At 61.7% G+C, this 12,004-nt stretch carries 14 protein-coding genes; 4 read left to right on the top strand and 10 right to left on the bottom strand.

The window, feature by feature from the left end:
• Window positions 1-47 precede the first annotated feature (47 nt).
• The 3 genes from LVD10_RS11925 (at window position 48) to LVD10_RS11915 (ending at window position 2,669) form a co-directional block, all read left to right on the top strand.
• Window positions 48-377, top strand: a complete 330-nt coding sequence (locus tag LVD10_RS11925; protein WP_232941655.1) for a DMT family transporter — start codon at window positions 48-50, stop codon at window positions 375-377.
• Between the two features lie 182 nt (window positions 378-559).
• Entirely contained in the window at window positions 560-1,132 is a 573-nt protein-coding gene (locus LVD10_RS11920; protein WP_237063783.1) for a hypothetical protein, read from the top strand.
• A 16-nt stretch (window positions 1,133-1,148) separates the two neighbouring features.
• Window positions 1,149-2,669, top strand: a complete 1,521-nt coding sequence (locus tag LVD10_RS11915) for a PepSY-associated TM helix domain-containing protein (RefSeq protein WP_237063782.1) — start codon at window positions 1,149-1,151, stop codon at window positions 2,667-2,669.
• A 6-nt stretch (window positions 2,670-2,675) separates the two neighbouring features.
• Here the strand turns inward: LVD10_RS11915 and LVD10_RS11910 are convergent, their stop codons facing one another.
• The 4 genes from LVD10_RS11910 to LVD10_RS11895 all read right to left on the bottom strand — a co-directional run bounded on the left by LVD10_RS11910 (window position 2,676) and on the right by LVD10_RS11895 (window position 6,787).
• Window positions 2,676-3,137, bottom strand: a complete 462-nt coding sequence (locus LVD10_RS11910; protein WP_232941658.1) for a GNAT family N-acetyltransferase — start codon at window positions 3,135-3,137, stop codon at window positions 2,676-2,678.
• An 83-nt stretch (window positions 3,138-3,220) separates the two neighbouring features.
• Window positions 3,221-4,228 carry a mechanosensitive ion channel family protein gene (locus LVD10_RS11905; protein WP_237063781.1) on the bottom strand — a complete coding sequence of 336 codons (1,008 nt, stop codon included), beginning with the start codon at window positions 4,226-4,228 and terminating at the stop codon, window positions 3,221-3,223.
• 371 nt (window positions 4,229-4,599) lie between these two features.
• Window positions 4,600-5,346, bottom strand: a complete 747-nt coding sequence (locus LVD10_RS11900) for an esterase/lipase family protein (protein WP_232941660.1) — start codon at window positions 5,344-5,346, stop codon at window positions 4,600-4,602.
• Between the two features lie 133 nt (window positions 5,347-5,479).
• Window positions 5,480-6,787: a hypothetical protein gene (locus LVD10_RS11895; protein WP_237063780.1), complete on the bottom strand. Its 1,308-nt coding sequence runs from the start codon at window positions 6,785-6,787 to the stop codon at window positions 5,480-5,482.
• Window positions 6,788-6,934: 147 nt separating this feature from the next.
• On the opposite strand from LVD10_RS11895, the gene LVD10_RS11890 reads away from it, so the two are divergent.
• On the top strand, window positions 6,935-7,414 hold the full coding sequence (locus LVD10_RS11890; protein ID WP_232941662.1) for a BLUF domain-containing protein: 480 nt from the start codon (window positions 6,935-6,937) through the stop codon (window positions 7,412-7,414).
• Window positions 7,415-7,456: 42 nt separating this feature from the next.
• Here LVD10_RS11890 and LVD10_RS11885 read toward each other — a convergent pair whose 3' ends face one another.
• The 6 genes from LVD10_RS11885 to LVD10_RS11860 form a co-directional block, all read right to left on the bottom strand.
• Window positions 7,457-8,782 (bottom strand): tetratricopeptide repeat protein, encoded by a 1,326-nt coding sequence (locus LVD10_RS11885; protein WP_237063779.1) that lies wholly within the window; start codon window positions 8,780-8,782, stop codon window positions 7,457-7,459.
• 50 nt (window positions 8,783-8,832) lie between these two features.
• Window positions 8,833-9,039 (bottom strand): hypothetical protein, encoded by a 207-nt coding sequence (locus LVD10_RS11880; RefSeq protein WP_237063778.1) that lies wholly within the window; start codon window positions 9,037-9,039, stop codon window positions 8,833-8,835.
• Between the two features lie 4 nt (window positions 9,040-9,043).
• Window positions 9,044-9,721 carry a hypothetical protein gene (locus tag LVD10_RS11875; RefSeq protein ID WP_232941665.1) on the bottom strand — a complete coding sequence of 226 codons (678 nt, stop codon included), beginning with the start codon at window positions 9,719-9,721 and terminating at the stop codon, window positions 9,044-9,046.
• A gap of 144 nt (window positions 9,722-9,865) precedes the next feature.
• On the bottom strand, window positions 9,866-10,300 hold the full coding sequence (locus LVD10_RS11870) for a hypothetical protein (RefSeq protein WP_232941666.1): 435 nt from the start codon (window positions 10,298-10,300) through the stop codon (window positions 9,866-9,868).
• A gap of 105 nt (window positions 10,301-10,405) precedes the next feature.
• Window positions 10,406-11,323, bottom strand: coding sequence for an alpha/beta fold hydrolase (locus tag LVD10_RS11865; RefSeq protein WP_232941667.1), 918 nt, complete (start codon window positions 11,321-11,323; stop codon window positions 10,406-10,408).
• A 173-nt stretch (window positions 11,324-11,496) separates the two neighbouring features.
• Window positions 11,497-12,003 carry a PH domain-containing protein gene (locus tag LVD10_RS11860; RefSeq protein ID WP_232941668.1) on the bottom strand — a complete coding sequence of 169 codons (507 nt, stop codon included), beginning with the start codon at window positions 12,001-12,003 and terminating at the stop codon, window positions 11,497-11,499.
• Between the last annotated feature and the right edge of the window lies 1 nt (window position 12,004).

The following is a 12,004-nucleotide window of genomic DNA, read 5'->3' as shown; positions in this document are numbered from 1 at the left end:
GGCCATAGGGGCACCGCCAGGCTCTTCCCGCCTGGTTGAGTGAGAATATGGCTTACCTGTACCTGGCCATTGCCATTGTTGCCGAGGTCGCCGGTACCACTGCACTGAAGGCCTCAGAGCAGTTCACCCGGCCACTGCCGTCGCTGGTTGTGGTGGTGTGCTACGGACTGGCGTTCTATATGCTGGCGCTGGTACTGCGCACTATTCCGGTGGGCATCGCCTACGCCATCTGGGCCGGGGTAGGGATCCTGTTGGTGGCCCTGGCGGGCGCGGTTATCTACCGCGAGGTGCCGGACTGGCCGGCGGTGATCGGCATGACGCTGATTGTCGCCGGTGTGGTGATCATCAACCTCTTCTCTGAAAGCAAGGTGCACTGACCTGCGGCCCGCCCTGTGGCTATACCCGGACGTTTTTCTTTCTTTGTTGCAAATAAGAATCTATCGCATTATTGTTTGCTGCGGTTGTGCTGGTCCCGCGCGGCAATCCCCTGCCATCTGGACCGGTATGCAATTCCAGGGACATAAAAACAGGAGCCGGGCCTCTCTCGCCGGGAATACCAATGATGGAATCGCCGCTTGTTGCCGGCCTGGTGGCTGGACTCTGTATTTTCTCCGGTGTCACTTGCCTGTATTTCGCATGGCAGCGTAGCGGGCCGCAGCGCCTGTTTACGCTCGCGGGATGGGGGTTGCTTGTCGCGTCAGTCTGGAGCTGGTCGGGCGCCTACAGCCTGGAGTTCGGCATCTGCTTCAGTGTAATTCTCACGGCGCTGGTGGCCTGGCTGGTAGTGATCCTGGGTGGGGCATTGCCGCGGCGCCGGGACCTCTTGTCACAACGACCGGCCCGCGCGCGCCGTTCAGAACCGACGGTCGCCGGGCGTGTCAGGTTGCGCAGGAGCATACGCTTCCTGGCCGCTTTGGTGCTGCCGCTTACCTGCGCCGTGGTATTTGCCCTGTCGTTTTTTGGCTGGAGCGACGCGGAGGAGAGTACCCGCCTGGTGAGTGCGGTGTTTGTCGGGCTGCTGGCCTGGAAGGCCGGGGTGGTCTGGGTAAGTGCCGACCGGAATCTGGCGCGGGCGGTGCTGGGCCTGCTGCTGGTCAACGCCGGCAGCGGCCTGCTGCTGGCCGTGCAATGACCGGGGGAGAAGAGCGATGAAACTGTCATTCAGGCCCAGCCCGGCCTTTGTGCGCGATATGACCGGTGGGCATTCAGCGCTGGGGCTCTTTCTGTCCACCCTGCTGTATATCGTCTGTGTGAGCGGTACCCTCGCGGTCTTCTACCCGGAGTTTGAACGCTGGGAGCAGGCATCCGCGGGGGAAATGCTGACAGTCGAAGCGGATGTATACCGGCGCGCTGCCCGCGAGGCCCTTGCCGGGATTCCTGCCGATGGCGAGCAGCCGGGCGTGATCCGCTTTACGGCACCCACCGCCGAGATGCCCCGCATGCTGGTCGAAGTGGGGGAGAGAGAGCATTTCGTCGGCGGTAACGGGACTCTGCGGGAACAGGTAACGCATGAGTGGACGGATTTTCTCGTCTATCTCCATTTTGCCCTTAACCTCCCTGTGGGCCTGGGTGTCCCGGTAGTGGGCCTGATCGGCGTGCTGATGGCGGCGCTGATTATTTCCGGATTGCTGGCCCACCCCAATATCGTGCGTGAGGCATTCTCCCTCCGTGGTCGTGGTTCAGCGCGTCGACGCCAGGTGGACCTGCATAACCGCCTGGGCGTATGGGCGGCGCCATTTCACCTGATGATCGCGCTGACGGGTGCATTTATCGGCCTCGCAACGGTGTTCGCCTTTGCGATTGCACAGGTTTTTTATTCCGGCGATGTGGAGAGGGTGCACCACCTGCTGTTTCGGGATGTGCCGGAGGCGAAGGCGGAAGCCAGCGCTGTACCGGTGCCGGATTTTGCCCCGGCACTCGCGTCGCTGGCCCGCATCGCTCCAGGAAGAGAGCCGTTTAGGATCAGCCTTCACAACCCCGGCAGGGTGGGTCAGTTGTTTGAAATTACCACCCGCGTACCGGGGCGACTGGTCTGGGGAGAACGATTTTACTTCAATGCCGATGGCGCTTCCCTGGGGCGGGATGGCTGGTCCGATGGCAGTGCGGGCAAGCAGGTTTACGCCTCTAGTTTTCGCCTGCATTTTGGTCACTACGGCGGTTTCGCCGTGAAAGTGGCCTACTTCCTGCTGGGCCTTGGAATGTGTGCACTGGTGGTTTCAGGAATCAATATCTGGCTGCTGCGCAAACGACAGTGGGGTTTCCCCCGGGAAAGGCTGGAGCGCATATGGGTGGCGCAGGTGTGGGGGGTGCCCCTGTTGATTGCAGCGGCCGCCCTCGGCCAGCTGGTCCTGGGCTTGCCTCCCCTGCCGGTATTCTGGGGTGGGATTTTGGGGCTCAGCCTGGTGGCTGCGTTCCGGGGGAGTTGTGCCGGATGGTCCTGGTACTTGCGCCTGGCTGTTGTCCTGGTCGCGATGGGCGTGGTCGGGGCACACCTTGGCCGGTTTGGTGCCGGTGCCATCCATGGCGGCGCGCTGGTGGGCAACCTTGTCTGGTTGCTCTGCGCCCTCGGTTTCGGCCTGTCCTGCTGGTTCCGGGATGGTCGCCAGCGCGTTGCCCGCCCGGGGGAAGCGGTTTCCGGAGAGCCGGCAGCTACCCCCGATACGGGCTGAAAGGCTTTATTGGACCGGGCGTAGCATTTCGATATGCGGGATACCATCCTCGTCGTAGGGTTCTGATACCTGCTCAAAGCCGAAATCGCGATAAAAACCGGCAAGGTGGAGCTGGGCGGAAATACGGATGGCGGCGCCGGGATGGACGTCATCAGATAGCAGCACTGCACGGCGCACCAGCTCGCGCCCGAGCCCGGTGCCCCGCGCCGACAGGGCGGTTAGCACACGGCCTATGGCCGGTTCGCGATACTTCTTCCCCGGGTCCACCACGCGCAGGTAGGCGAGCAGGTGTGGTTCCGGGGTGCGCGTATCCCAGCCACACAGGTGCCAGGAATCCCAGTCCCTGCCATCGGCGTCCTGGTAGGCACAGTCCTGTTCCACCGTGAAGACCTCCTGGCGCACCCGCAGGATTTCATACAGTTGCCGGTTGTCCAGCCCCTCGAGGCGCGCCCACTGCCACTCCACCATAAACAATCTCTCTCCTTAGCGGGTTGAGCGCAGAGAATAGCGGTTTCCGCCGGGGGTGAGAACGGCCGGGCGGCCCGCTGCCATCAGTCCCGCTCCAGCTGGGCACGCCAGCGGGGCCGGGTTTCTCCCGCCGAAGGCGCCGGCCAGCCCTCCCGCTGCCGGCTGCGATCGCCGTCATTCTCCTCTGTCTGGTCGTGGAAAAGCTGCACCCGGGTCTCGAACGGCATATCGATCTGCGCCTCATCCAGGGCCAGCTTGATGGCCCTGACCACGGCAGCGCCGATATGGTTGGCATCGGTCTGGCGGCTGTGGGTCCACCAGCGTACACGGATGGTCACCCAGCTGGCGGCGAGCCCCCAGGGCAGGGCCTCTACAGGAACCTTGTCCTGCACGCCCTCGACCTTGCTGACCGCTTCTACCAAAACCTCGCAGGCACGGTCGATACCGTCGCCGTAGCCGATGCCGACATCGTATTCACTGCGACGCAGTGGGTGGGCGGTCTTCACCACCACTGCGGTGGTGTAGATGTCGGCGTTGGGAATGACCACCCGCTGGCCGTCATAGGTGCGGATAAATGTGGCGCGGTTCTCGATTTTCTTGACCGTGCCCTCGAATTCCCCGACACGGATCTGGTCGTTCAGGTGAAAGGGCTCCTTGAGCAGGATCAGCAGGCCTGCCAGCCAGTTCTGCAGGATATCCTTGAAGGCGAAGCCAAAAGCCACTGAGCCCACGCCGAGCCCGGCGACAAGGTCGCCCGGCTTCAGGGTGGGCATGACAATGGTTGCTGCCAGCAGGCAACCAACGCCGAACAGTATCCACTTCACCAGGCCGCCCAGGACTTCCCCGAGGTTTTCCCGCTTGCGTCGCGCCAGGTGTTTGCGGGTGAGGAAACCGAACAGCGTGCCGAGCAGGTACAGCAGTATGACTACCACCAGCGCTGCCACAAAGTTGGGGATATGCTGGATACCATCGGCAATCCAGCCATCGACTTTGCCCAGTGCGGTTTCCAGGCCGCGATCTACCTGCTCCGGCAGTTCCCGGAGCGCTTCCGAACTTTCTTCCTGGCCGGCGAGTAGGCGTTGTGCCGTCATCCAATTCATCCCCGAGACCCCTGGCCGGGTCGAGTTTTCCCTGCTGTATCGCGCAGTTTAGTCGTAGCCGCGGCCGGGCGGCGTATCCTCCGGGACTTTCCGGCGTCGGGTAGAAGTATCGCGTCTCAGAGGATGATCGCTATCGGGATGTTGTGGCCACGCATGGCATCACGCAGCTGCCGGGAGATTGAGGCGCCCATCTCAATCACTGCACGGGACCGTCGGGGGGAGGAACCGGGCTAGAGAAAGAATGTCCTGGTAGCAGCCATGAAAGCAGGCAACACGATTGGCCGGCACGCTGGTGTCAGTCGCCGGGGATCAGCGCCCACCACTGGAAGACCGATCCGCGACAGGGGAGAGCGTGCCGCAAGTCAATCCCGGCCAGTGCGATCCTGTTGCGGCCGCTTGAACTGGCCCTGTTGCAGGTAGTGGATTACCTGGGCGATGACTTCGTCATTTTTCATCATGAATACATGGGTTGCAGGCACGGTGATATGGTCGTTCATGCCCTCCAGCTTTGTCCTCTCTACCGAGACCTTGCCGTCATCGGTGGCCGGGATCATCCGGGAAAGTATCGGGTTGATGCTGCGGCTACCGGCAATGATCCCCAGGTCGAACTCGGCCGCCCCCAGCCGGTTGGGAACGCTCATGTCCCCGGTGCCAAGCTGTAGTCCCGCGTCGCCGAACATGAAATGAAAGCCCGGGAAGCTCCCCAATCGGTCGACCACCTCACTGCCCCGGTTGGGCGGCCCCAGCATAACGACCCGTTTCAGGTTCTTGATCGGCACCCGGCTGAGGTACTGTCGTACCAGTATTCCGCCCATGGAGTGGGTAACAAAATTTACCTCGCTATCTTCCGGGCACCGGTCCAGGGCCGGTGCTATTGCGGGCCCGGCGAGTTGGTCGATGGGCCGTTCGGTGGAGGGGTAATCGACATTCACTGTGTGGTAACCGGCTTCCCCGATGGCACGTTCCAGCTTTGCCATGGAACGGTCGGATTTGGCCAGGCCGTGCAGGAGAATCACGCAGGCTTCAGTGGCGCTGGATAGCGGAGAGTAGGGCAGTGCCAGTACTGCCAGCAGCAATGCGTATGCCCGTTTCCGGGAGCCTATGTACATGGTTTTCGATAAGTCCGGGTCGTTGGCGGCTGGCTGCCCAATCTACCGCGAGCTGTGGCGCTTGCCAAGTGTACGCCCGGTATACAGCCTTCCCCGTTTGGGCCGGCGCACCGGGGAGTTGGTCCCCCGGGTATCAATAGGCCACATCAAACCCCAGCAGGATATAGGATTCCTTATCCAGGTGGCCGGTGAAGTACAGTCCCTGCTGGTCATTTGCTCCGAGAAAATCGGCATTGATCTCGATGATTCCCTTGGCATTGCGCATAAAGTAATAGCTCGCAGTGAAGGTGAGGGTATCAATTTCAATGCCCTCGTAGATCGTATCGGTATGGGCCAGGTCATTGGCGTCGGCGCTGTTGTACAGGAGTGAAAATGCCCAGCGATCGCTGGCGATATAGTCCAGGCCCAGGAAACCCCCGTGCCAGTCATACTGTCGGTTGGGCCAGAGGATCGTATCGCCGATTTCCGGCTGCAGGAAATCATCCCAGCTGGTCCAGAGATACTGGGCATACCAGTGCGCCCTGTTGCCGATACTGCCGGAAAAGTCGACCCCGAGCATGGTTACATCCGAGTCTCGCTCGCCCCTGAACAGGCCCGCTGGACCGGTGGCGCTATCCCGTTTTCCTGAAAGCGCAAACAGTCCCGCGGACAGCGGCTCCTCATCAACACCCAGGCGGGCAAAGGCACTTTTTGAGTTGTTGTCATCAAAGAGGTTGTCCGGGCGGCGATAGCCGGGACTGTTCACATTGAAGTTATCCGTGATGCCATTGCCATTGACCAGCCCCAGGGCCAGGTCAACCGGGCCAAATGACCGATCGAGTATCATGCCCCGCTCATAGGTGATACTGGCCATGCGGTACACCATAAAGTCCTGGAACGTGAGACGTACTTCCCGCGGAAACATCAGGTCTGATATCTGGAACTGGCCCAGCTGCAGGCCGACACCGGAGCTGAACAGGTCACTGTGGCGGATCCATGCGTCCTCGATGATCACTTCGCCGTTTTCTCCCTTTTCGGCGAAGATCCCGTAAAAGTAGTAGGTGAGGTTTTCACTGAGGGGCGCGCTGGAGAGCAGCTTTACCAGATAGGGCGCCTGGAAATCAGTATCCGCCTCTACACGCTTGCCGTTCAGTGGATCGATCGATTCACCCTCGCGCCCCTGGAAATACGCCTGGGCGCGCACGGCAAAAGGAACCTTCTCCGGCAGGGCCAGCAGGTTGTCCCCGGTATCGACTGTTTTGTCGCGCCATGAGGGCAGGCGGTAGTTATTACCGGCGAACTCTTCACCGAAGGCATTCAGGCGGGGAAAAGCCGAGTGGCAGGCGGCGCAACTCATCTCGTACTGGCGGGCAAATACCGGAATTGCCCAGGCTCCGAGGGACTGCAGTAAACAGGCAAGCGCGACCGCGGGAACCAGTAGCCGCGCAGGGAGCAAAGGCATGCGTGTTCTCCGAATAGTATTTAACTTCTGGAATCTAGTGCACCAGCGCCTCTTGTAAAGCGCGAGGGAAGAACTGTTTGCACTCCCGGGTAATCCACAGGGTGATTGCGCGCGTATGACGTCATTTGGGTTAAAGGGGGTGTCACCATGTCTGAGCTGGTTAGGCTGATCTACGCCAGTCGCGCAGAGTTCGCGCCGGCTGATCCTGTACAGGGGGTTGAACCCAATGTCGGTCGCATACTTATGCAGAGTCGTCGCAACAACAAGCGCAGTGGAATTGGCGGTGTGTTGTACTTCGGCGACGGGCATTTCTTCCAGGTTCTTGAAGGAGAGCGCGAGGCGGTCAACAGGACTTATCAGCGCATCAGCGGCGATTCCCGCCACCGGCAGCTGACCATCCTGTCGGTGAACACAGCGGAAACGCGTCTGTTTGCCGACTGGTCGATGAAATATGTCCCCGCCGAGCAGTCGGTGCGGGAATTCCTGGCGGCGCGGGATTACCTGCGTTTTGCGCCGCTGCAATTCAGTGAGTCCGAGGCAAAGGAGCTGGCTCGCCTGTTCCACCGTGAGCACACGGGGCGGGAGCGCGCTGGCAGGTTCAGCTGGCGCAGGTTATTTGATTTCTGAACCGGTGTATCCCGGTGCCCGACATAACCGCGGCGTGCCGCGCTAGGGGGTGTGCTGTGCGGAAGCGCGGGCAATAAACCCCTGGTTTACCAGGCTGTCCGGTTTCAGTGCCAGTCGCTCATTGGCGAAGGCTTCCGCCAGTTCCCGGTTGCCACTGCGGATGGCTGCCTCGGTGAGGGTCCAGTCGATGATATCCCGCTGTGCGTGGCTGCCACCGAAGGTATTGGCTATATAGCGGGCGCTGTGCAGGTGTTCCGTGGCCCGGTGATAGTCACCGTGCCAGAAGGCGATAAACCCTTCCACCAGGGGCAGGCCGGTCTGCCAGCCCCAGTGTGATACCTCCGCTTCGTTGTCCCTGCCGGCACGGAGGCTGTTGGTGATGTCTTCCGCCCTGCTGTCCTCCCCGGCACCGAGGTAAGCCATCACTGCATGCCAGTCGTTGAAGGGGTAGAGCCGGCCATCCGCATGTTGTTCCCAGGCTTTCGCCAGCTCTTGCCAGCGGTCACCGACGTCGCAGCCACTGATGGACAGGCGCCATAGCAGGGCCGAGGCATCCACCATATCCAGCGCCATATTACTTTTTTCACTGCGCACCGGGCCGTCATAGAGCGCCAGAGCCTCGTCCTGCTCGCCCAGGTCCAGGTGGTACAGTGCCCGGTGCCACCAGTTGTGCACCTTGAAGAAGTTTTCCTCCCCGGCCCAGAACGCTTCGCGGCTTTTCATCCATTCGATGCCGACTTCGGGACGGCCGGTCATTTCCAGTACATGGGCCACTGCGTGGTGGGCCCAGCAGTCGAAAGGTTCCAGCTCGATGGCGCTGTGGCCATATTCCTCCGCACGCAGGTAGTCGCCGGTTTCCTCGAGCCCGAAGGCATACATGCCCAGGAGGAGCGAGTAGCCCGGGATTTCCGCCGACCACAGGGGCAGGGCGCGGGCGAGCCGGTCGCGCAGGTCGCGGCTGTTGGCCCGGTAGAAGTCCACCAGGTGCCCACATTGCAGTGCCACCAGGTCGTGGGGGAAGCGCGCGCAGTGGTAATCCAGTGCCTCTGCGGCAGTGGTCCAGTAGCCCATCACCAGTTTTTCCAGGGCACTGAACAGGGATTCTTCACGGTCATTCATTGGCAGGTCGCGGGCGGCCAGCAGGGATTCCTGTGCCGCGAGATTGGCCGCCGGCTCAGTGGCCACAGCACAGAGGCCCGCCTGCAACAGGTGGGCCATGGCAAACTCCGGTGCCGCATGGATCGCCTTCTGCAACGGCTCCAGGGGGTCGCCATGATAGAGATTGAATGCGCGCAGTCCGGCCAGGTAATGTGGCATGGCCTCGTCTGTCGCACCGGAAACCGGGTATCCCTGTTCGTCGCTGGGCATGTTGCGCTTCGTCCTGTTCTGGATAATGTCGCGTATGGGGGCGGCGGGGCTCAGTGGTCATCCTGCCGGTTTTTACTGCGGCCTTTCCGCTGCTGGATCCAGCTGCCCAGGAGCCCGCCAATAAAACCGGCCACGGGGTACATGATGTAGGGCAGTACTCCCTTTCCCGCCCCCAGCAGGTCGACCAGGAGTGCAACGACCAGGCCGCCGGCGGCACCGCCGAGGGCCAGTCGCAATGGTCGCGGCATCACTCTCATGCAATCAGTCTCCCTGTATCACGGCGTCGGGGACCAGGTAGGACTCCTGTTCACCAATATCCACGCGCCAGTTGTCTCCCTGTCGCTGCCACTGGACCTTTGCGGCGCCATTGGTGGAAAACCGGTTCTTGCGAAAGTACAGGATGCGCAGCACTGACGGATCCGCAGGGGAAATGGTCCAGATGGTTGCCTCGGGCCGGTGGCGGCGCACCCGGAATGGGCATGCGAGGCTGAACTCGGCGTCGCCAACGGCACAGGTAAGCTTGCCGGCCGTATCGTATTCAAGCGGCCACTGGACGTCGCCCGTGGTGGGCGTGGCGGGAGTGCCCGCAGTGAGTGAAATGTCCAGGCTGAAGTTGGCAGTTTCGTCCCGCCGTGCGGCACTGGGCATCAGGTAAGCCTGGATGGTGTAGACACCGGATGAGGGCAGTACCTGGGAAAAACGATTGCCATGGGTGGAGCCGATAAACCTGGCGGCGTCCCCGGGACCCTTGCCCGGGGCGAAGATATTGAAGTAGTTGGCGGCATTATCGGTTTGCATTTCCACCGTCATGCGCTGCCCGGCACTCGCCTGTACGGTATAGAGCTCATAGGCCCGGCCCTTGATCGTCCCCTCTATGGTGGCGCCACTGTGGCCGGATTTGAACTGGATTGCATTGTCCGGCTGTTCTTCTGCCTGCACACATGGCAACAGTGTCCCGGCCAGGAAGCCAAACAGCAATGAAACAAATGTATGCCAACGTGCCCCGCTACTGGCAGGGAAACAGGTCGGCCAGCAGGATTTGCAATGCATTCCGTTATGCCCGAGTGAAGCTATTCCCTCAGTCTAATTCATGTGCAGCGGCTGGTGATCTCCCAGCACATAGCGGACGAGATCCGCAGCATCCGTGAGCAGGCTGGCGCCCGCGATTACCAGGTAGATAAAGGCGTAAATGCGGAAAGGGCCGGAATATTCATCCCGCCAGAATTTTCCCAGCAGCCAGAAGTACACGGGTGTCCAGAAAAGCAGGTGCGTCACCCCGAGGAGCCGGACATAACCGACCCAGTCATAGAGCCAGTTCATGGTCACGGCGGAAGCCACAAACGCCGCCAGGATTGCCAGGGCTTCGGGCCTGGCAGTGACGCCGCCTGTCGGCTTTTTCTTCAGGACAAAGAAAACCGCTGCCAGGTTGGTCAATATCATCACCCGGAACCACCAGCGCAGCCATTCGGCTTCTGTTGCCGCGGCAGCGATCAGGTCCGGGGGCATGGTTTCATTCATGGGCCGTTACCGTGGTGTTTACCGCAGTAAAGCACACTGGCTGCTATCGTGACCTGCCAAGGCGGTCAGGCGCCTGATCGGTTCCCGCCTGTCCCGGGCGGATTACTATCCCGGCGCTGTGGCGGTGGCGATTACCCGGCGTATGGCGGCAGCCAGCTCGCCGGGCACTTCCTCCTGGAGGAAGTGCCCGGCCTGTGTCTCGGTCACACGGGCATCGGGGAACAGCTCCAGGTTGCCGTGCAGGGCGCGACCGAGAATGGGATCGCGACAACCCCATACCAGCTCCACCGGGCCGCGGAAGTCCCGCGCCCAGCGGTCCACCAGTGCCAGCTGCGCGATTGTCGGGTGCTCGAGCCGGGTGGGCACCATGCGCGCCAGTGCCAGTGGCGCGGTCCGGTCGCGGAAGTGGCGGAGGGGATACCTGTAGGCGCGCATTTCCGCTGGCCCCAGGCTGGCGGGATTGCCCTGTACCTTCGGCAGCATGGGCATCGGGAAATTGAACAGGCGGAAGGCCAGGTCGGAGATCACCGGGCGGTTGGCAAAGCGGTGAAAGGGCGTCACCCGTGGTTGTTTCGTCGGCAGCCGCAGGGAGGTGTTGGCAAAAACCGCTCCGGCAATACGTTCCGGGTTCAGCGCCGCCGCCAGGCCGCTAACTGGCCCGCCCCAGTCCTGGCCGACGATTGTGATTTCCCGCAGGTCCAGTGCACGGATCAGTGCCGAGAGCTGGTGCCCGTGAAATTCCAGGGTGTGGATGGCTGGATCGCGGGGCTTGTCACTGAAGCCCATGCCGATCAGGTCAGGCGCGATCACCCGCACCGGCTGCTGCAGTAGTTCCTCAATCACCTTGCGCCACAGGAAACACCACATGGGATTGCCGTGCTGCATCAGCACCACAGGGCCGGAACCTTGATCGACAAAGTGCATGCGATAGCCACCGCTGCTGAACATGCGGCGGCGGTAGGGAAGTTGCTCCGCCAGCCAGGCGGGCAGGGGCGGCGCTTCCGAAAACGGGAACTGTTCCATCACCGGACTCCTCGGGGGCTCGTTGTCATTATTGTGCCGTCAGTGAGTCAAGCTAGCACGGTGCAGGCAACGGGGAATTGACCGAATCGACTCCAGCGATAGACAAACAGGAACGCTTCACGGGCGTCGGCCTGCAACCCCGTATTGGGCTCGAGGGTCCGCGAGCGCGCCGGTTATTGTCGGTCAATGCGCTCCTGCAGCAGCGCTACCAGCTTTTCCGGTCGGCCGGGGGTCACCACCAGGGTGCGCTCGGGAAAGCGCAATATCACCGCTTTTGCCTGGTCCGTGGCGAACGCCCGGTAGCGGCCGATGTGCTTGTTCTGGAACAGGCCGATGTAGCCGAACAGTCCGCCGTTGCCAAATATCCGGATAGAACCCTGCATGGCGCCGGGATCGGCAACCACCTGCTGCAGCCCGTCGAGCGGCAGGCGCGTTTTCCACAATGGGCGAATTACGTAGATGGCATCGCCTTTCAGGGTGAAGCCGCGGATGGCGAACAGTGTCGAGAGCGCCAGGATCGCCACCGGCAACCAGATGGAGACCCTGTAGAGGACGGGTGGGTCGGCCGGCGCCCGCGCCATCAGGATCAGTGGGATAGCCAGTAGCAACAGCACGGCGAGAGCGGTGAGCCATTTCAGCTGCCGGCTCCAGGGAGCATTGAATTGGTAGGGAATAGCCATT

Source organism: Microbulbifer zhoushanensis (genome assembly GCF_021729055.1).
In the GTDB taxonomy this organism is placed as follows: domain Bacteria; phylum Pseudomonadota; class Gammaproteobacteria; order Pseudomonadales; family Cellvibrionaceae; genus Microbulbifer; species Microbulbifer zhoushanensis.
The sequence above is the reverse complement of the archived record's forward strand: the minus strand, read 5'-3'. Positions and strand labels throughout refer to the sequence as shown.